Below are 19021 nucleotides of genomic sequence, written 5' to 3'. Positions count from 1 at the left end.
TGTGATTATATAAAGGAATATTTAATATTAAAAATTTAAAAACATGACTGATATTTCTTTTTATTCCCAAAAAATTTATCAAAACTTATTAAATGAATTGCCGGAAAGAACCCGAAATGTGATCGGGCGCAGATTTGGTTTGGGCGGAGAAGAAAGAGAGACCTTGGATTCTATCGGCAAAAGCTACGGTGTTTGTCGGGAGAGAGTAAGGCAGATTGAAGATTCGGGAATTAATTTAGTAAAAAAAGAATTAAAAAAGCCTCTTTATCGGGAAGTTTTTCAATATTTTATCAGCAATCTTAAAAGGACCGGTAATCTAAAAAGAGAAGATTTGTTGCTTTCTAAAATGACTCCCGCCGAATTTCAAAACCAAACTTTGTTTTGGCTGACCTTGGGAGATCCTTTTTTTAGGTTCTCTGAAAACAACGATTTTCATTCTTTGTGGACGATCAATTTGGATTCTTTTGATTTTGCCCAAAAAGTGACTCATAATTTTATTGAACGATTCAATAAAGAAGAAAGATTGATTGCCCAGGATGAAATTTTTAATATTTTTAAAAAAGATTTCGGTCCTAAAGTAAAGTTAACTTCGGAGGCGGTATTATCTTATTTAGAAATTTCCAAAAAAATAGACCAGGACTCTGAAGGTCTTTTTGGCTTGAAAGAATGGCCGGAAGTAAGCCCGAGAGGAGTGAAAGACAAGGCTTTTTTAGCCTTAAAGAAAGCCAATCGTCCCTTGCATTTCAATGAAGTAACCAATTCTATAAATCAATTGGATTTGGTTTCGAAAAACAAAGCCCTTCCTCAAACCGTTCACAACGAGTTAATTAGAGACCAAAGATTCGTTTTAGTGGGCAGGGGAATATACGCCTTAAAGGAATGGGGTTATTTGCCCGGTCAAGTAAAAGATATAATTCAGGGGGTTTTAAAGGAAAATAAAGATCCTTTATCTAAACAAGAAATTATAAAAAAAGTTCTTAACCAAAGATTGGTTAAGGAAAATACTATTTTATTAAATTTACAAAATAAAAAATATTTTTCTAGAAACGATCAGGGAAAATATACTTTAAAAGTTTAAACTAAAATGGATCTTAGCCTTAGTATTTTAACTGCGGGTAATGCCATTTGGTTAATTTTAAAAAATTGGTGGTGGTTGATATTACCGTTTCTTTTATATCGTCACTTTGTTTTTTATTGGCATTGGTATAAAGCTGAAAAATGGGATGCTACGGTTAAAAAAACTATTTTGGAGATAAAAATTCCCAAAGAAATAATAAAGCCGATAAAGGCAATGGAGCAAGTTTTTTCCGGTTTTCACGGTCTTCATGATGTTTTTGACTGGAGAGAAAAATGGTGGAACGGAGAGTTTATGCATTCCATTTCTTTTGAAATAGCCAGCCTTGAAGGAAAAACTCATTTTTTCATAAGAGCTCCGGAAAAATTCAGAACAGTAATAGAGTCCAACATCTACGCTCAATATCCGGAAGCTGAAATTTCAGCAGTAGATGATTACACAAAATCAATTCCTCAAAATATTCCCAATAAAGATTGGGATCTTTTTGGTTTTGATATGGAGTTTACGAAAAAATCTTGCTATCCCTTAATAACCTATAGGTATTTTGAAGAGTCCAAGGAGCTCGTTGAAGAGAAGAGATTGGACCCTTTGGCCGGACTTTTAGATGGCATGTCAACGCTGGGACCTGGAGAACAAATGTGGCTTCAAATTGTTGCCAAACCCGTTCTTAATAAAGAAGAGCCCTGGCAAACAGAAGGCAAGGCGATAGTAAACGAATTAGTTCATCGAAAAGCGCAAAAAACAGTTTGGAAATCAATTCCATCCCAGGTGGCAGGTGTTTATATAACGGGATTGCCGCCTAGCGATGAAGGTGAAAAAATGGAAGAGGAAACAATAATACCTCCCGAAATGAAATTAACTCCCGGAGAAAGGGATATTGTAAAAGCCATTGAAGACAAAATTGCAAAATTCGGTTTTGTTACGTTTATCAGATTTTTATATTTGGCTAAAAAGGATGTTTTTTTCAAGCCAAAAGCCAGAATTCCTTACGGTTACTTTAAATCAGTTTCTTCGGAATATTTAATAGTATTAAAACCTTTAAAAAAAACAATGCATAAGGTTCATTGGCTTTTAAAGAAATCAAGAACATATGTTCTAAAAAGAGTTTTATTCAGAAGGTATTCAAGAAGGTTTTCTACTTATTTTCCAAAATCAGGCGGAACTTATGTTTTGAATACCGAGGAATTGGCCACCCTATATCATTTCCCGGGTTGGAGAGTGGCGCCCGCTCCTTTTGTCCCAAGAATAGAAGCTAAAAAAGGAGAGGCTCCGGCCGAGTTGCCAATTGAAGATTAAACAATTTGTTTTAAAATTAGATTAATCATGAAAGAAGAAATAAATCTTTTTGCTCAAACAACCTTCCGTAATCTTAAAAAAAGATTCGGCATTAAAATTGATGACCGGCGGCGCCATATGTATGTAATTGGTAAAACCGGAATGGGAAAAACCGCTTTATTGGAGAACATGGCGATTCAAGATATTCAGTCCGGCAAAGGAGTTTGTTTTGTTGACCCTCACGGAGAAGCCGCAGAAAGGCTTCTGGATTTTGTTCCTTCAAAAAGAGTGAACGATGTAATTTATTTTAATCCTTCGGATCTTGATTATCCTATTGCTTTTAATGTTATGGAAAAAGTGGATGTTGCTCACCGGCATTTAGTGGCCGGTGGCCTAATGGGAGTTTTTAAAAAGATTTGGCCTGATGTTTGGTCGGCCAGAATGGAATATATTTTAAATAACTGCATTTTATCTTTATTGGAATACCCCGGCTCCACTTTATTGGGAGTTAACAGGATGTTGGCTGACCCTGATTTCAGACAGAAGGTGGTAGAAAAAATTACGGACCCCGTACTAAAATCATTCTGGCTCAATGAATTTGCCCGTTATACTCAAAGGTATGAAATTGAAGCTACTGCTGCCATTCAAAATAAAGTCGGCCAATTTATTTCCGCCCCTTTAGTCAGAAATATCATCGGCCAGGTTACTTCCACGATTAATATGGGAGAAGTGATGGATAAGCAAAAGATTTTAATTTTAAATTTATCTAAAGGTAAAGTAGGGGAGGACGCCTCCCGTCTTTTGGGGGCGCTTTTAATTACAAAAATACAATTGGCTGCCATGGAAAGAGTTGATACTCCCGAAGAAAAAAGAAAAGATTTTTATTTATACGTAGATGAATTTCAAAATTTTGCCACCGAAAGTTTTGTGAATATTCTATCTGAAGCTCGAAAATATAGATTATGTCTGATTTTGGGGCATCAATAAATTAATCAAATGGAAGAAGAAGTGAGGGATGCGGTTTTTGGTAACGTTGGGACGATTGTTTCTTTCAGGGTTGGAGCCGAGGACGCCGAATATTTAGAAAAGGAATTTATTCCCCAGTTTATCGCTGAAGATATAGTTAATTTGGCAAAATATAATATTTATCTGAAATTAATGATTGACGGGTTGGCGGGACGTCCTTTTTCGGCCCTTACTCTTCCGCCTTTTGTCGCGCCCAAGAAATCTTTTTGTGAAAAAATTATTAAAGTTTCTCGGGAAAGATACAGTACTCCCAGAGAAATCGTGGAAGGAAAAATAGCCCGTTGGACCGGAACTTTAAAATCTGCCGTTCCTTTGGTTAAAACCGGGCAATCGGTTCTTTTTGACGCCCAGTGCTCTAATTGTAAAAAATGGGTAAAGGTTCCTTTTCAACCTGACCCCAAGCGACCGGTTTTTTGCAAGCCTTGTTTAAAAAACATGGAAGAAAGAGGCGGGTCTTTTTCCAAAAAGACCGATTTGCCCGAACCCATACCTCCTTCCGGCGGGTCTTTTGAAAGAGAAAGCAAGCCCAAAAGAAAAGAAATAAGCTTAACAGACCTCAGGAAAGTTTTAGAAGATTCTTTGGGAAAGGTTCCTTTTTCAAAGAACAATCAAGAAACAAAAGAAAACAAACAATAAACAACATGAAAACAATAAATGATTTTGAGCTCAAGGGCAAAAAAGTTTTAGTAAGAGCTGATTTTAATGTTTCTTTAGATGACCAGGGTAGAATTTCTGATGATTTTAGAATAAAATCAGCTTTACCCACAATTGAGCATTTGATAAAAGAAGAATCAAAAATAATTTTAATTAGCCACTTAGGAGACCCACAAGAAGATGACCCTCAAAAGTGTACCTTAAAACCGGTGGCTCAAAGATTGGAAAAATTATTAAAAATAAAAATTAAATTTTTACCGGACTGTATCGGTTCTCAAACGGAAAAAGAAATAGAATTAATGAAGCCGGGCGAAGTGGTGCTTTTGGAAAATGTCAGATTCCATCCTGAGGAGAAAAAAAATGATAACGATTTCGCCAAAAAATTAGCGAAATTAGGAGATATTTATTTAAACGAAGCTTTCTCGGCTTGCCATCGTTCCCATGCCTCCATAGTCGGTCTTCCCAAATTTTTACCAAAAGGAGCGGGATTGTTATTGGATAAAGAAATCAAAATTTTATCGAAAATTAAAGAAAAACCGGAAAGACCGTTGGTTATTGTCATTGGAGGTAAAAAATCAGCTAAAATTGAATCTTTGCCGAAATTTTTAGAAATCGGGGACTACGTGCTACTTAATGGTTTTTTATCAAAAAGTCTTTTATCGGCCAAGGGAATTTTAATTGACGAGTCGTTTTCCGATGAAAAAATAACGCGCATTTCTAAAAAAATTAATTTTGCCGATAAAAAGCTTCATTTTCCAAAAGATGCTTTGTTTTCTCTGGCCGGAGATTGGAGCTATCGAAGAATAGGAGGGTTGGGCACTGCTAAAAAAGAAGAAGAAATTTTCGATATAGGGCCGGAAACAATTGATATTTATTCTAAAATAATTGAAAAAGCCAAGACCATTTTTTGGGCGGGCCCGCTTGGCTATTTTGAAGTGGAAAAATTTGAAAGAGGGACCAGGGAAATCGGAGATAAAATCGTCAGGAATTATAAGGCCTTTAAGGTTGCCGGCGGGGGAGATACGATTTTAGCCATTCAAAAATTCGATTGGATGGATAAGTTTGATCATATCTCTACGGGAGGCAGCGCGATGCTTAAATTTCTTTGCGGCGATAAAATGCCGGGAATCGAAGCTTTAAAATAAATTAAATTTATTTTTTAATCATTAAAAAATCACCCTCATTAGTGCGGGGCGATTTTTTTTGGACTTTTTATTTAGTTGATTTTTTGTTAAAATAAAACATGGCGGAAATAAAAAATTTAAAAAAGACGGCCGAAAGGATTTTAAAGGCGATAAAAAATAAAGAAAAAATTATTCTCTTTGCCGACGCTGACCTGGACGGCACTTGTTCAGTTATCATTCTAGAAGAGTCCATTAAGAACTTAGGCGGAAAAATAGAAAAAATTTATTTTCCCGACAGAGAAAAAGAAGGATACGGGATTAACGAACAGGCCTTGGGTAATTTAAAAAAATTAGCTCCCGCTTTGTTGATTTCTTTGGACTGCGGGATAGGAAACTTCAAAGAAGTAAAAATAGCTAAAAAGATTGGGTTTGAGGTTATAATTATTGACCACCACGAAATTCTGAAAAAAATTCCTTCGGTTTCCATCGTGATAGACCCGAAACAAAAAGGGGATAAATACCCCTTTAAAGGTTTTTCTACTACAGGCATTATTTATAAATTAAGTGAAGTTCTTTTGAAAGAAAAATTAAATGGAATTTTGAAGAAAAATTTATTGGAACTTGCAGCATTAGCCACCATTTCCGACATGATGCCTCAGGTTCAAGATAACATGATTTTAATCGAAGAGGGGCTATCCTTTTTACCGGAAACCGTGAGGCCTGGGCTTAAAGTCTTTTGGAAAATAGACGAGGTTAAAGAATCAAAACAAATTAAAATGATGGTTCAAAAAATAATCTCGGTAATGAATGCGGCTGAAACCAAAGACCATTTAACCGAATCCTACATTCTTTTAAACGCCTTAGACGAAGAAACGGCCGAAGATTTAGTCAGAGATTTAATTGTAAAAAGCGCCGAGAAGCATTTAAAAATAAGAGATATCACTTTTGAGGTAGAAAAAATAATTTTAAAAAATTATACTTATCCTATTGTGTTTGAAGGGAAAGAAGACTGGCCCTTAGTTTTGATGGGACCGGTTGCTTCAAGAATTTGTCGGGATTATCAAAAACCGGTTTTTGTTTACAGGAAAGGAGAAAAAATAAGCCGGGGGGCGGTAAGAACTCCCAAGGGCATAAATTCGGTTGACGCAATGAAGAGCTGTGAAAAGCTTTTAGAGACTTTTGGCGGTCATCCTTTGGCCTCCGGTTTTACCGTAAACAATAAAAACTTGGAAAAATTTAAAGATTGTTTAGTGGATTATTTTTCAAAAATTAAAAAATAATTTATTTTATGGAAAAAATTTTTGTCTATACCGACGGCGGTTCCCGGGGAAACCCCGGGCCTTCGGCGATCGGCGTTTTAATTTTAAACGAAAAAAACGAAATTATAAAAAAATATTCTCAATATCTGGGAGATAATTTTACCAATAACGAAGCCGAGTATCAGGCGGTTATCCTTGCTTTAAAAAAAATTAAAGCTCTTTTTGGAAAAAATAAAATTAAAAACCTCGATATCGAGTTAAGAGCGGATTCAGAGCTTTTAGTCAGCCAGTTGAATGGAGAATATAAAATTTTAGATTCAAAAATTCAACCATTGTTTCTTTTGGTTTGGAATTTAAAAATTGACTTTAAAAAAATTAAATTTGTTTTTGTCGGCCGGGAAAAAAACACGGGAGCCCATAATTTAGCCGAACAAGCTCTTAATGAAAAATCATATTCTCAAAAGTTGTTTTAGCTATTGACATTTGTTGTTTTTTTGTTATTTTATAACTAGTCCAACTAGACTAGGTAATCGCTCTCCGATAAAATTGGGGAGAGGAAAGTCCGAACAGCATCCCGGTCATGATCGGGATAAAAAAATAGCGGCTAACAGCCGTCGGTCGCAAGACTAGAGGTGCGAACAGAGACGGTTTAACTCGAAAGAGTTAAACTATTCCCGCAAAGCCCTTTTTTAGGGGAAACGGGAGTAAATCCCGAGAGAAATCTTGGGGGTGAAACGGCAAAATCCTTATTGGCTGCAAGAACAAACTTTTCGACATTCTCCGGATTTGTCGAAAAGGAAAAGTGGTTCGCAAGAACCAAAAAGTAATTTTTGGTCCAGATAAATGATTACCGTTCCCCGCCAACAGCTACGCAGTTGCGAGCGGGGAAAACAGAATTCGGCTTACTGTCTAGTTGGACTTTTGTTTTTTTAAAAAAATGCGTACAATCAATATACGTCATACGTCAAGAATATTAAAAATAAATGATAAAGCGTTTTTTTAATTCTCAAACTAAAACCATAACTTTTGCCGCCGGAATTTTAAGCGCTTCGGCTTTGATCAGCAGATTTTTAGGTTTAATAAGGGATGGTTTGCTGGCGGGTTACTTCGGGGCCGGTTCGGAAACTGATGTTTATTTTGCTTCTTTTTTAATTCCCGATTTTGTTTATAATTTTATAATTGTCGGCGGTCTTACCGTGGCTTTTTTACCTTTATTTGCCGAATATTACGAAAAAGACAAAGAAAAAAGTTGGGAAATGGCGAGCAATGTTTTTAATGTTTTTTTATTTTTTCTTTGTTTTTTAAGCTTGATTTTTTTTATTTTTGCTCCTTGGTTGGTCAAAATTATTACCCCCGGTTTTTCTGAGGAAAACATGGCTTTAGTCGTAAGGCTTGCCCGGTTAATGTTTTTAAGTCCGATTTTATTGGGATTGTCTAACATTTTTTCCGGTATTTTGCAGTATCACAACCGGTTTTTAGTTTATTCCTTGTCTCCGGTATTTTATAACCTGGGAATTATTTTCGGCATTGTAGTTTTATCTCCTCGTTTCGGAATTTTCGGAGCGGCGATAGGAGTGGTTATCGGCGCTTTTTTTCATTTTTTAATTCAAATTCCTTCGGTTTTATATTGCGGTTTCAAATATAAACCAATTTTTAATTTAAAACACAGGGCCCTGAAAGAAATTTTTAAATTAATGATTCCTCGTTGTTTTGCCATAGGCATTCAGCAGATAAATTTAATTATTACGACAATTATAGCGTCTACTTTGATTGTGGGGAGCATTGCTATTTTTAATTTTTCTAACAACCTATATAATATTCCGATAGGCATTATCGGGATTTCTTTTGCCTTAGCTTCCTTCCCTGTTTTGTCTAAATTTTGGGCCCAAAAGGAAAAAGAAGGGTTTTTCGAAAGCTTTTCTTCCGCTTTCCGGCAAATTATTTTTTTGGTAGTTCCTTTTACGGTTTTAATGTTTTTATTGCGGGCCCAATTAGTGAGAGTTGTTTTGGGGGGATTGAACAGAGGAAAATTTGATTGGGAGGATACTCAGCTTACCGCCGCTTGTCTTGGAATTTTTACCATCGGTATTTTGTTTTCAGCCATTTATCCTCTCTTGTGCCGAGCCTTTTTTTCCATAAAAGACACCAAAACTCCGACATTAATTACAATAGTTAGCGTTATTTTGAATATTTTTCTAAGTTTTTCTTTTGTTCAAATTATTAAAACTTCAAACTTGGTTTCAAATTTTATATCTTTTATTTTTGATCTTTCTAAAATCAGCGATATTTCCGTAACCGGTTTGCCCTTGGCTTTTTCTTTAACGGCAATTTTTCAAACTGCATTGCTTTTGTTGTTTTTTTATAAAAAAGTAGGCGATTTTAAAATAAAAGAAATTTTATTTTCTTTTGAAAAAAATTTATTATCCGCTTTTTTTATGGTAATTTCTGTTTATTCAACTCTTTTTTTAATAGGTAGCTTGGTGAACATGAGTACTTTTAAGGGCGTTTTTTTGCAAGGTTTTTTTGCCGGCTTGGCGGGTATTTTAGTTTATGCCGTGCTAAGTTTTCTTTTAAAATCTCCTGAATTGTCAACCATTAAGTCTGCTCTTATGAAACAGTTTAAAAAAAGCTGATAAAAACAAAAAAGAAGGCCAAGCCTCTTTTTTTGATTCAAGAATTTTCTTCTTGCCAGAAAAAGCTAAATTTATTAAGATTCAATTATAAAGCGAAAGCAAAAAGCCAGCCGATCATGCTTATCACGACAAGTGATACTAAAACAATCCAGACGGCCCTAAACAAAGTTTTGGGTTTAATTTTTATCATTTTTTTATGATTAATAATTATCAGAATAAAAAAATTTCCGATAAGAAAATATTTTTTTATTCGTTATTATTTATTATAATACTATCTTTTTTAATTATTTCAAATTGGAGAATAATAAAAGAAAGGACGGCTTTAGGAAAAAGAGTTTTTCAATTAAAAAACGAAGTCCAAGTTTTAGAAGAAAAAAATAAGCAATTGAAGGCCGGCATTTCTAAAACCCTGCAATTGAATTATACCGAAAAGATTCTTAGAGAGAAAGGGCTTTATCAAAAAAAAGGAGAAAAAAGCGTAATTATTGTTTGGCCGGAAAAAAACAAAGAAGATAGAAGCGAGGAGAAGAGTATTTGGGAAAAAATTTTAGGAAAAATTAATCTGCGGGATTAGTTGATCGGCTTAATGATACTTTCCCAAATTCCTTTGTTATAATAGGCGAGAGTAGTATAACGGCATTATGCGACCTTCCCAAGGTTGAGACGCGGGTTCGACTCCCGTCTCTCGCTCTTAAATTTAGATTTTGCCGAGGTAGCTTAATGGCAGAGCAACGGTATCGTAAACCGTAGGTTGGAGGTTCAAGTCCTCTCCTCGGCTCCAAGATTCAAATTCGACTTTTAGTTTTTTAGGTTTACTTTTAAGCTTTTTTTTGTTAAAATAATCTCTAGAATGAAAGAAATTAAAGAAAAAATTGCTGATTTAAAAGATAAAATCCTCTATTTGGAGGAATGTCTTTGACGTTAATAAAAAAGACAAAAAGATTAAAGAGTTAGAGAGATTAAACCAAGGCCCGTCTTTTTGGTCAAATCCGGAAGAGGCGAATAAAACAATAAAAGAACTTTCTTTTCTGAAAGAAGAAACAAACTCTTATTGGAAAATAAAAAATGAAATAAATGAATTGGTCGAGTTGAATCGATTGGCGCAATCAGACCTTAAAATGTTAAAAGAAATAGAAGAAAGGACAGATTTTTTAGAGCAGAAAATTTTAGAAGAAGAATCGAAGATTTTTCTTTCAGGCAAACACGATAAAGGAAATGCTGTTTTGTCTATTTTTGCCGGAGCCGGAGGGCAAGACGCTCAGGATTGGACAACGATGCTCTTAAGAATGTATGAAAGATTTTGCCATAAAAAGCAATTTAAAATTAAATTTTTACACCAATCTTTTGGCGAGGGCGGGGGGCCCGAAGGAAGAATCGGGATAAAATCTGTAACTTTGGAAATAAAAGGAAATTACGCTTACGGAATTTTAAAAAAAGAAGCCGGCGTCCATAGATTAGTAAGAATTTCTCCTTTTTCCGCTCAGAGCCTTCGCCACACTTCGTTTGCTTTAGTCGAGGTTTTACCGGAAATTTCAAAGATTGAACAATCAGAAATTAAGATAAAACCCGAAGATTTAAAATTGGAAGTTTTTCGAGCTTCCGGTCCTGGCGGTCAAAATGTAAATAAAAGGGAGTCAGCCGTAAGGATTACTCATCTTCCCACCGGAATCAAAGTTGCTTGCCAGTCAGAAAGGCTTCAGGGATTAAATCGTCAAAAAGCCACGGACCTTTTATACGCCAAAATTTATCAATTGCAAATTGAATCTCAAAAAAAAGAAATCGCGAAAAACAAAAAAAATTCAAGCTTGGAAAGCTGGGGAAATCAAATCAGGTCTTACGTTATTCATCCTTATAAATTAGTAAAAGACCTGAGAACCGATCTTGAAACTAATAAAGTCGAAGATGTTTTAAACGGCAACTTAGATGAATTCATCAAAGCTGAAATCAAACTTAATAAATAAAGAAGAAGAACAAGAGCAAGGGCAGGGCGGAGAAATTTTGGTTTCTTTCAAGAATATAACCAAAATTTATCCTAAAAATATCCAAGCCCTAAAGGACGTTTCTTTTGATGTTAAGGAGGGCGAATTTATTTGTTTGGCCGGCAAATCTGGGGCTGGCAAGACCACTTTGCTCAAGCTTCTTTTAGGAGAAGAAAAACCCAGTCAAGGCCAAGTTTTTTTTAAAAATATTGAAGTTCAAAAATTAAAATCATCGCACTTACCCTTGATGAGAAGGAGGATTGGGGCTGTTTTTCAGGATTATAAATTAATTTCTTCTAAAACCGCTTATGAAAACGTAGCTTATGTTATGGAATTGATGGGTTTTAGCGATGAAGAAATTAAACGGGACGTTCCCAGGGTTTTAGAGATTGTAGGTTTGGGCAAATTTTTTCATCATTTTCCCAACGAACTTTCCGGCGGAGAAAGACAAAGAGCGGCGATAGCCCGAGCCTTAATTAACAGGCCGGAATTGATTTGCGCTGATGAGCCGACCGGCAACCTGGACCCTTATAATACCAGAGATATAATTAAACTTTTGCTCCAAATTCAGGAAATGGGGACAACCGTTATTTTATCTACTCACGATAAAGAAATAATTAACGGTCTTAAAAAAAGAGTTGTCACCTTAGACAAGGGCGAGTTAATAAGAGATGAACAAAAAGGCAGATTTATATGTTAATTGCAATAAGAAGAATTTTTAAATTTGGCTGGAACGGTTTGTGGAGAAATAAGGGCTTATTTTTTGCCACGGTTTTTATAATGGTAATATCCACCTCTTTAATCGGGGGTTTGTTTTTCGTTAAAGCGCTAACCGCTTCTTTAATAAGTTCTTTAGAAGAAAAAGCGGATATCAGCGTTTATTTCAAATTAGAGGCCCAAGAAGAAGAGATGATAAAGGTAAAAAGTGACCTTGCTGTTATTTCTGAAGTTAAAAATATTGAATATATTTCCAGAGAAAAAGCTTTAACTGATTTTACTCAAAAACACAAAGACAATCCCATAATTATGGGATCTTTAAGTGAAATAGGGGACAATCCTCTTGCCGCCCATTTAAACATTAAAGCTTGGCAGGCCTCTCAATATGAACAAATAGTTAAATTTTTAGAAAACCCGAATTTTAAAGCAATTATAAATAAAATTAATTATTATCAAAACAAAGAAATAATTAACAGATTGTTTTCCATTACCTCTGCCATTGAGAAAGCCTCGATTTTAGCCGTTTTAATTTCAGTTATTTTAGCGATATTGGTAGTTTTAAATACCGTGAGATTGGGAATTTCCAACTCAAAAGAAGAAATTTCTATAATGAGACTTGTTGGCGCTTCCAATTGGTTTATCCGGGGCCCTTTCGTGGTTCAGGGATTAATTTCGGCAGTAGTTGCCACCATTATTACAATTATAATTTTCAGCTTGGGATGTTATTTTCTTTCTTCGAAATTAGCGATTTTAGTCCCGGGATTTAATCTTTTAGATTATTTTGAGGGAAACCTGTCAAGTTTATTTTTAATTCAATTTTTAATCGCTTTGGCTTTGTCTGTAGTTCCTGCCTTGCTTGCCATCAGAAAATATCTTAAAGTGTGATTACTTGTGGTGAGTTTATCGAACCATTGCGGGGTCGTCTAATGGTAGGACTATAGCCTCTGGAGCTATGTATCTTGGTTCGAGTCCAAGCCCCGCAGCACTTCGACTCGTCCTTCATTTATATTCAGGACTCGCTCAGTGCAGGCCCTTCGACTTACTTGTTTAATGTGGTTAAGTGAACGAGGCGAAGTGTCCTGAGCGCAGCCGAAGGACCAAACCTATGTATTATCTTTATTTTCTTCTTTGCGACGATAATAGTATTTATACTGGCGTTACTAACGATATTGAAAGAAGATTTTTAGAACACAAGAATAAAAAAGGAGGACATTACACTAGCAGTCACAATGCAGTGAAGATTATTTACAAAGAATCATACTCAACACAAAAAAAAGCGCTAAGGAGAGAAAGACAAATCAAAGGTTGGCGCCGAAAGAAAAAATTAGCGTTAATAAATAAGTAACTAGCGCTCGGTACTTGTGGTGAGCTAACCCGAACCATCGAGAGACCGAGACGCGTTTATTGATAGAAGAGTAAATCCTCAAAGATATAAATCAAAAAAGAATTAGTGGAATATATGACTGAAGAAATAAAAAGGCGCAATCATTTCATTCCCAAGGTACACCTAGAGAAATTTTTGAATGACGATAGTACTCTTTATGTTTATAAAAAAGGAAAGCAGTTTTTTAAAAAGGGGTTTACTAAAGAAGATAGATTAATCACCGTGGTGGGGAGTGATGGTTTAAATAACATCGCCGTTAAAAATAACTTATATATTCCCAAAGGAAATTTGCCAAATCGAAACATTTTTGAAGATTTTTTTAACGATGAAATTGAGAGTTACTATAATAACCTTATTAACGACATAAATCACATTCCATTTTCGGAAGTGATAAAAAAACACAGATCATATATTATCAATCTTACAGCATCAATGATGGGCAGAACCCTACATAGCAAAGATGAGATAGAGGAAATGTATACCGCTGATTTTCAGATGTTCCAAAAATTTCGTGTTAGAGAAGAAGAACGTATCGAATCTTTAAAGAAAGAATTTGCCAAACGAGAGCCCAACCTTTCTGAGCAAGAAATTTTAAAAATCATTAATAATTATTTAAAACAAGCCAAGGAAGGAAAACTCAAAATTAAGATTGGCGGGAATACGTTGATTAAAAGAATGTTTGAAAAGATGGGGATGATGGCTCAACTTATCTCTGACATGAATATTCATATTCTTAAGAACGAGACGGAATTTTTATTCATTACGAGTGATAATCCCGCAGTTTATTTTGTGCCGCCAGAAAAAGTTAACTTTTTATTTAGGGAAAAAAGCTTAGGCGGTCCCTATACGGAACTGTATTTTCCATTATCGAAAGAGATTTGTATTTTGATGACAAGGAGAGAAAAAAGGGATTTAGACTATGTAAAGATTTCACAGGGATTTTTAGCGAGAACGGTTAATTATAATATTGCCCATAATTCCAAAAGTTTTATTTTTTCTCCGGACAGGAATAAGTTTCTTGATAAATTTATTGAAGAATCTATACCATACCCATTTGAAATGAAAGTAGGATAATAAGACACCTATCTGGTGTCTCATTTGTCTCATTTTAGCTTCAAAACACCCTGACCGAGACGGGTCAACGGGGGAGCCAAAAATAGCCCGAATTTCCTCTTAAAGACTTGGTTCTTGACCGGGGCACACAGCAAATAAAATCGTTAAGCAGGCTATTTTTATTGACAAATTATTATTATAATTATATAATATTAATACAAGGAAATAAGAAATTATTTCTTTTGTTTTCCAGGTAATCTTGGAAAATTATTTTAGAGGTGAAATAATGGATAAAGAAGAATTGAAAGAAATGGAAGAAATAATGGATGGGACAACGAACATTGTAATGAAGATGCTGAAAAAGATAATCTCCGACAAAGGCCTTCCTAAAGAAATGGCAAAATTCACAAAAAGATATTTTGATTCGTTAAAATCGGAAGGCTTTACCGAGAAACAAGCATTTGAAATCGTCACAAGAATGCAATTCCCGAACCCAGGAAATATTCCAAAACAGTAAAAACAAAAACTATCTTAGGAAGGAAAATAATACAATCCTTCCTTTATTTTTTATTTAAACTTCCACCAAACAGGTTCTAACGTCGTCCAAGCTCCGTAGCCATCACACGCTAAGTCAGGTGACTGAGACACATTGGAAATCGCCAATCAGGCGGTTTTTTGGTAAAATAATGATATATGAAAGTTGTTAATACTAATTGGTACGTGATTACCGGAGGGCCTTGCTCAGGTAAGACAACCGTGATTGATTATTTGTCTTTTCTGGGCCATAAAACAGTTCCTGAGGTTGCCAGGAGCATAATAAACGCCGAAGTAGATAAAGGAAAAACAATAGAAGAAATTAGGGCCAATGATGTTGAATTTCAGAAAAATATTTTTCAAATAAAAATTGAGAACGAAAATAAATTGTCGCCCGAAAAGGATATTTTTATCGACGGAGCGGTTGCTTGCAGTATTGCTCATTACCAGATTGTCGGATTAGACCCTGCTCCGATTATTGCAGAGGCTAAAAAAAGAAAGTACAAGAAAATTTTTTTCTTAGAACCGATATTATTTAAAAAAGATTATGCCAGGATAGAAGATGAAAAGATGGCGGAACGCATAGGTCAGATGCATTATAAGGCATATTCAAATTTAGGCTATAATGTAATACGAGTTCCAGTAATACCTATTAAAGAGAGAATAAATTTTATTTTAAACAAAATACAATTAAGTTAAAAAATATGTCAGAAGAAAAAAAGAAAGTTGGCGCGGGATTTGGGGTAATACTTGAGCGCAACGGAAAAATTCTTCTTGGCAAGCGTCATCCCGACCCTGATAAAGCTGATTCGGCTTTTCGCAGCGCGGGAGAATGGTCTTTGCCAGGAGGCAAGCTTGACTGGGGAGAAACGCTTGAAGAAGCTGCTGCGCGCGAAGTCAAAGAAGAAACAGGAATTATAATAAGCAATCCCGAAGTTATTTCCGTTCATAATTGCAAAAACGAACACGCTCATTTTATGACGGTCGGTTTTTTAGTTAATAAGTGGGAAGGCGAAGCGAAAGTTATGGAGCCGGATGAAATGACAGAATGGCGGTGGTTTGACTTAAACGATTTACCATTTCCGCGTTATTTTCCAAGTTTTGAAGTTATTGAAAATTATTTAAAGAAAAAATTTTATATAAAAAGATAGGAACAAGACCCCGACCGAGACCCTTCGGTAAACTCAGGGTAAGCGCGTCGGCGGGGAAGCCAAAAAATCTCTAAAAATACATGAAGATAGATAAAGAAGTACCATTTTATAAAAATCCAGACGATACCCACTGTTATCAGGCGTCTCTAAAAATGGTCATGAAATACTTTTGGCCGGATAAAGATTTTTTCTGGGAAGAATTAGACAGAATAACGGCAAAGGTTAAGGGATTGTGGACCTGGACAATGGCAGGATTAATCTGGCTTCAAGATCATGGCATTGAAGTAAGGGACGTAGAGGTTTTTGATTACGAGAAATTTATCAAATTTGGCGGAAAATATTTGATTGATAAGTATGGTGAAGAAGTGGGAGAGTCTCAAATTGAGCACAGCGATATTGAACAAGAAAGAAAAATAGCCAAAGATTTTATAAAAAAAATTCCAATTGAAAAGAGAATTCCAACAATGAACGATTTAAAAAATTTTCTTTCGCAGGGATATTTGATTATCTGTATAGTTAATTCTCGTAAATTAAATAATGAACCAGGCTATTCTGGTCATTTCGTTGTTTTAAAGGGTTTTGATGATGAATATTTTTTTATTCACGATCCAAGTTTTCCTACTTCTCCGCATCGTTTAGTAAAATTTTCTTTTTTTGAGAATGCCTGGGCATATCCTAATGACGAAGCAAAAACTATGGTAGCTTTAAAATTAAAGAATAAAATGACCTGATTGAGACGCGTCGGTGAGTTATAGTTAAAATCGCCAACAGGGCGGTTATTATGTTTACAATTGACAAATTATAAATTAGTATGGTATAATATAAATACAGAATAATATAGTTCTTTGAGAAAAAATAGAGGGAAAAAATTTGTCTACCTCGGAGAGGAAATTCAGATAGTTTTTTCTCTGAGGTAGATAAAATATGGGAAAATTGATAAAAGCATTAAACAGCGCAATTGCGTTAGAAGTTGAAAAAAAAGAAGGAACAATTCTCTTCACAGCCCATTTTTCTAGAAATGATTCGGAGCAAAGAACAGTACCCATCATCTTAATTTGGAAAAAATGGTTATCAAAGGATTTTAAATCTACGCTTCAAAACGAAATGATCTTCCTTTGTAAACATCCAGAGGTAGCCCAAGAATTATACAGCCTTTGTAATTTTATAAACAAAAAGAAGGCAGAAATAATATATCATGATTATGCGAATACAGATGAGCTAGAATACAAAGAAGATGGCAAATCAATAGCTATTCAGTGGCGCACGGAAGAACCAGAGAGTGGAGTGTTTTTATATTTTGAGCCTATCGGTGAACATCTCCCCGACGGTTTGATAATAGTTTCCCCGTCAGACTTTTTCAACACCATAAAGGAACTTTTAGAGTAAGCTTACTTTTTCTCTCCCTCTTTTTTTTTCTAGTTCGTAATCACTTGTGAACTGGAAAAAGAAAATTAATACAGGGACTGTCTGTAATCAGGCGGTTTTTTAGTTTGACAAAATTTAAAATTAAATTATAATATAGCCAGTTTAGATTAAGGAAACTTGATCTTTTTTAAAATTAAAAAGGAGGTAAAAAAAATGGTGATAGTCTGTGTAGGAAGCATGATTTTAAGAATAGATCTTGGAAAGAAGGCAGAAGGAGAAAAGCTTTATTACGCAATTAAAAAAGCAGTTGAAGAAATGGGACCAAACATAGGTATTCTTGGAGAAGACATAGAGAAACAATACGAATACGAAAAAGAAGAGTTAATCAAAGAAAAGATTAAATCATATAAGATTCAGATAAGCAAGAAAGCTAAAATCAAAAAATCAAAGAGAAAGCTTTTTGGCAAGCCTGTCGTAACGGAAATAGAGAGATTTGTTGGTCCATTGTTTATTTTAGGGGAGGAAAAAACTGACGATTTTTCAGAGTTGTACTTTGGCAAAACATACAGAAATATAGACATAGCAATAATTAAAACTTATAATTTTGCCGGATGTGTCTATAATCCTCTAAAATTTTTTGATCCCGAAAAATTACATGGACTAAGCTACAGTATTGGATATGACGCTAAAGGAGAGGAGTTTAAAAGGGAAGTAGCTCCTATGCTTAATGAATTAGTTGAAAAAATTATTAAAAATCTTAATAAAAACTAAAAAGGATGAAATCATCCTTTTTTTATTATATTTTTATTAAATAAGTTCCAAGCCGGTTCCTTCGGGCATAACCCCTCGGTTGTAATCTTACGGGTGAGACCTATGGGCGAGCTTAACGTCCCTCCTTCGTCTTTCGGACTACGGACGGGCAAGCGTCCAAGCCCCGCAGCACTTCGACTTCGTGAAACGAAGGAGAAGTGTCCTGAGTTTATCGAAGGACCTTCGTTTCACTCCGCTCAGTGCAAGCCATTAAGAAATCGCCAATCAGGCGGTTTTTTGATTTGACAAATTATAAATTAGTATGTTATAATACAGGTGAAAGGAAATAAGAAATTATTTCTTTATAAAGAGGTGAAATTGAAATGAAAAGCAAGATAGAAGAATTATTTGAAGAGGGTTCTCTCTTTTTACATATCAAAGAGAAGTTGCCCGACGCTAACCTTACCGTGGGAGAAATGGAACAGTTAGCAGGTATGTTTTTGGAAAATCGCTCGCCTTGTCCAGCTATTGAGATCTACAACTTTTTAGGAAGACCGGAAAGCTTAAAAGAACTTTTACAAAAATATATAATGCCTTATTTTGAAAATGGTTCGCCGCACTTTGCAGAAACAATTGGCGAAGAGATAAAAGTAGAGATGCCTTCGAAGGAAATCCTCCGAAAAATAGGAGAGGATTATCTTAAAAAAGGATGGTGTGGAGCTGCAGTAAAAATACTAGGTATGGCAGGAGTAGAAAATGAAGAAAAACAAAGGTTGTTTAAACTCTACGGATGTCAGCTCGGGCTCGGATAGGTGCATATTTGCATTATGCTATGGTGGCGCGATAAATAATATCAAACCACTTTTTTATTTTAGAAAATAGGGGATTAGGCGGTTTTTAGTTTGACAAATCAATAATTTAATATAAAAAGAAGTTGGAGGTAGAAATAATGGGATATAAGCCAACTCTTGGCGGGCTAAAGATAGCCCAAGAATACCTTAAAAAAGAGGGATACCCCTTGCCAGTATTCCAGGTAAATATT

Annotated in this window: 21 protein-coding genes, 3 tRNA genes and 1 other RNA gene; all 25 read left to right on the top strand. The window is 35.2% G+C overall.

What is annotated here, in order from left to right:
• Positions 1-43: 43 nt before the first annotated feature.
• The 25 genes from NTU58_00125 (at position 44) to NTU58_00005 (ending at position 18791) form a co-directional block, all read left to right on the top strand.
• Positions 44-1078, top strand: coding sequence for an HTH domain-containing protein (locus NTU58_00125; protein ID MCX6764106.1), 1035 nt, complete (start codon positions 44-46; stop codon positions 1076-1078).
• Positions 1079-1084: 6 nt separating this feature from the next.
• Positions 1085-2371, top strand: coding sequence for a hypothetical protein (locus NTU58_00120; protein MCX6764105.1), 1287 nt, complete (start codon positions 1085-1087; stop codon positions 2369-2371).
• Between the two features lie 27 nt (positions 2372-2398).
• Positions 2399-3337 (top strand): type IV secretion system DNA-binding domain-containing protein, encoded by a 939-nt coding sequence (locus NTU58_00115; GenBank protein ID MCX6764104.1) that lies wholly within the window; start codon positions 2399-2401, stop codon positions 3335-3337.
• 9 nt (positions 3338-3346) lie between these two features.
• Entirely contained in the window at positions 3347-4012 is a 666-nt protein-coding gene (locus NTU58_00110; protein MCX6764103.1) for a hypothetical protein, read from the top strand.
• Positions 4013-4017: 5 nt separating this feature from the next.
• Positions 4018-5175, top strand: coding sequence for a phosphoglycerate kinase (locus NTU58_00105; protein ID MCX6764102.1), 1158 nt, complete (start codon positions 4018-4020; stop codon positions 5173-5175).
• Between the two features lie 98 nt (positions 5176-5273).
• Positions 5274-6434 (top strand): DHH family phosphoesterase, encoded by a 1161-nt coding sequence (locus tag NTU58_00100; protein ID MCX6764101.1) that lies wholly within the window; start codon positions 5274-5276, stop codon positions 6432-6434.
• Positions 6435-6442: 8 nt separating this feature from the next.
• A complete protein-coding gene (locus NTU58_00095; GenBank protein ID MCX6764100.1) occupies positions 6443-6886 on the top strand; it encodes a ribonuclease HI family protein in 444 nt (147 codons plus the stop codon).
• Positions 6887-6926: 40 nt separating this feature from the next.
• Positions 6927-7334: RNase P RNA component class A (gene rnpB, locus NTU58_00090), an RNA gene on the top strand.
• Between the two features lie 62 nt (positions 7335-7396).
• On the top strand, positions 7397-9046 hold the full coding sequence (gene murJ / locus NTU58_00085; GenBank protein MCX6764099.1) for a murein biosynthesis integral membrane protein MurJ: 1650 nt from the start codon (positions 7397-7399) through the stop codon (positions 9044-9046).
• Between the two features lie 196 nt (positions 9047-9242).
• Entirely contained in the window at positions 9243-9620 is a 378-nt protein-coding gene (locus tag NTU58_00080; protein MCX6764098.1) for a hypothetical protein, read from the top strand.
• Between the two features lie 45 nt (positions 9621-9665).
• Positions 9666-9736, top strand: a tRNA-Gly gene (locus NTU58_00075).
• A 16-nt stretch (positions 9737-9752) separates the two neighbouring features.
• Positions 9753-9827, top strand: a tRNA-Thr gene (locus NTU58_00070).
• Positions 9828-9987: 160 nt separating this feature from the next.
• On the top strand, positions 9988-11007 hold the full coding sequence (gene prfB / locus NTU58_00065; protein ID MCX6764097.1) for a peptide chain release factor 2: 1020 nt from the start codon (positions 9988-9990) through the stop codon (positions 11005-11007).
• Positions 11008-11044: 37 nt separating this feature from the next.
• A complete protein-coding gene (gene ftsE, locus NTU58_00060) occupies positions 11045-11725 on the top strand; it encodes a cell division ATP-binding protein FtsE (protein ID MCX6764096.1) in 681 nt (226 codons plus the stop codon).
• Complete coding sequence (locus NTU58_00055) at positions 11719-12627, top strand: permease-like cell division protein FtsX (GenBank protein ID MCX6764095.1); 909 nt, start codon at positions 11719-11721, stop codon at positions 12625-12627. The genes ftsE and NTU58_00055 overlap by 7 nt, the downstream gene beginning before the upstream one ends.
• A gap of 27 nt (positions 12628-12654) precedes the next feature.
• Positions 12655-12725: transfer RNA gene (locus tag NTU58_00050), tRNA-Gln, on the top strand.
• 122 nt (positions 12726-12847) lie between these two features.
• Positions 12848-13087, top strand: a complete 240-nt coding sequence (locus NTU58_00045; protein MCX6764094.1) for a GIY-YIG nuclease family protein — start codon at positions 12848-12850, stop codon at positions 13085-13087.
• Positions 13088-13201: 114 nt separating this feature from the next.
• Complete coding sequence (locus NTU58_00040) at positions 13202-14200, top strand: DUF4238 domain-containing protein (protein MCX6764093.1); 999 nt, start codon at positions 13202-13204, stop codon at positions 14198-14200.
• A 265-nt stretch (positions 14201-14465) separates the two neighbouring features.
• Positions 14466-14696 carry a hypothetical protein gene (locus tag NTU58_00035; GenBank protein ID MCX6764092.1) on the top strand — a complete coding sequence of 77 codons (231 nt, stop codon included), beginning with the start codon at positions 14466-14468 and terminating at the stop codon, positions 14694-14696.
• Between the two features lie 176 nt (positions 14697-14872).
• A complete protein-coding gene (locus NTU58_00030; protein MCX6764091.1) occupies positions 14873-15412 on the top strand; it encodes an ATP-binding protein in 540 nt (179 codons plus the stop codon).
• 5 nt (positions 15413-15417) lie between these two features.
• Positions 15418-15864 (top strand): NUDIX hydrolase, encoded by a 447-nt coding sequence (locus tag NTU58_00025; protein MCX6764090.1) that lies wholly within the window; start codon positions 15418-15420, stop codon positions 15862-15864.
• A gap of 80 nt (positions 15865-15944) precedes the next feature.
• Positions 15945-16595 carry a peptidase C39 family protein gene (locus NTU58_00020; GenBank protein MCX6764089.1) on the top strand — a complete coding sequence of 217 codons (651 nt, stop codon included), beginning with the start codon at positions 15945-15947 and terminating at the stop codon, positions 16593-16595.
• A 193-nt stretch (positions 16596-16788) separates the two neighbouring features.
• On the top strand, positions 16789-17250 hold the full coding sequence (locus tag NTU58_00015) for a hypothetical protein (protein ID MCX6764088.1): 462 nt from the start codon (positions 16789-16791) through the stop codon (positions 17248-17250).
• A 216-nt stretch (positions 17251-17466) separates the two neighbouring features.
• The gene (locus tag NTU58_00010; protein MCX6764087.1) at positions 17467-18000 is read left to right on the top strand and encodes a hypothetical protein; all 534 of its coding nucleotides are present in this window, start codon (positions 17467-17469) and stop codon (positions 17998-18000) included.
• Positions 18001-18362: 362 nt separating this feature from the next.
• On the top strand, positions 18363-18791 hold the full coding sequence (locus tag NTU58_00005) for a hypothetical protein (GenBank protein MCX6764086.1): 429 nt from the start codon (positions 18363-18365) through the stop codon (positions 18789-18791).
• The last annotated feature ends 230 nt before the right edge of the window (positions 18792-19021 follow it).

The sequence above is a fragment of the Candidatus Nealsonbacteria bacterium genome (genome assembly GCA_026396195.1).
In the GTDB taxonomy this organism is placed as follows: domain Bacteria; phylum Patescibacteriota; class Minisyncoccia; order Minisyncoccales; family JAGGXC01; genus JAPLXH01.
This window is presented reverse-complemented; position numbering and strand designations above follow the sequence as displayed.

Excerpts from the sequence above, each read along its gene's own strand:
- NTU58_00025 (MCX6764090.1), top strand. The coding sequence starts at position 15,418 with ATGTCAGAAGAAAAAAAGAAAGTTGGCGCGGGATTTGGGGTAATACTT.
- NTU58_00015 (MCX6764088.1), top strand. The coding sequence starts at position 16,789 with ATGGGAAAATTGATAAAAGCATTAAACAGCGCAATTGCGTTAGAAGTT.
- NTU58_00010 (MCX6764087.1), top strand. The coding sequence starts at position 17,467 with ATGATTTTAAGAATAGATCTTGGAAAGAAGGCAGAAGGAGAAAAGCTT.
- NTU58_00105 (MCX6764102.1), top strand. The coding sequence starts at position 4,018 with ATGAAAACAATAAATGATTTTGAGCTCAAGGGCAAAAAAGTTTTAGTA.
- NTU58_00100 (MCX6764101.1), top strand. The coding sequence starts at position 5,274 with ATGGCGGAAATAAAAAATTTAAAAAAGACGGCCGAAAGGATTTTAAAG.
- NTU58_00045 (MCX6764094.1), top strand. The coding sequence starts at position 12,848 with ATGTATTATCTTTATTTTCTTCTTTGCGACGATAATAGTATTTATACT.
- NTU58_00120 (MCX6764105.1), top strand. The coding sequence starts at position 1,085 with ATGGATCTTAGCCTTAGTATTTTAACTGCGGGTAATGCCATTTGGTTA.
- NTU58_00055 (MCX6764095.1), top strand. The coding sequence starts at position 11,719 with ATGTTAATTGCAATAAGAAGAATTTTTAAATTTGGCTGGAACGGTTTG.
- murJ (MCX6764099.1), top strand. The coding sequence starts at position 7,397 with ATGATAAAGCGTTTTTTTAATTCTCAAACTAAAACCATAACTTTTGCC.
- NTU58_00005 (MCX6764086.1), top strand. The coding sequence starts at position 18,363 with ATGAAAAGCAAGATAGAAGAATTATTTGAAGAGGGTTCTCTCTTTTTA.
- NTU58_00020 (MCX6764089.1), top strand. The coding sequence starts at position 15,945 with ATGAAGATAGATAAAGAAGTACCATTTTATAAAAATCCAGACGATACC.
- NTU58_00080 (MCX6764098.1), top strand. The coding sequence starts at position 9,243 with ATGATTAATAATTATCAGAATAAAAAAATTTCCGATAAGAAAATATTT.
- NTU58_00035 (MCX6764092.1), top strand. The coding sequence starts at position 14,466 with ATGGATAAAGAAGAATTGAAAGAAATGGAAGAAATAATGGATGGGACA.
- NTU58_00115 (MCX6764104.1), top strand. The coding sequence starts at position 2,399 with ATGAAAGAAGAAATAAATCTTTTTGCTCAAACAACCTTCCGTAATCTT.
- NTU58_00125 (MCX6764106.1), top strand. The coding sequence starts at position 44 with ATGACTGATATTTCTTTTTATTCCCAAAAAATTTATCAAAACTTATTA.
- NTU58_00040 (MCX6764093.1), top strand. The coding sequence starts at position 13,202 with ATGACTGAAGAAATAAAAAGGCGCAATCATTTCATTCCCAAGGTACAC.
- NTU58_00030 (MCX6764091.1), top strand. The coding sequence starts at position 14,873 with ATGAAAGTTGTTAATACTAATTGGTACGTGATTACCGGAGGGCCTTGC.
- NTU58_00095 (MCX6764100.1), top strand. The coding sequence starts at position 6,443 with ATGGAAAAAATTTTTGTCTATACCGACGGCGGTTCCCGGGGAAACCCC.
- NTU58_00110 (MCX6764103.1), top strand. The coding sequence starts at position 3,347 with ATGGAAGAAGAAGTGAGGGATGCGGTTTTTGGTAACGTTGGGACGATT.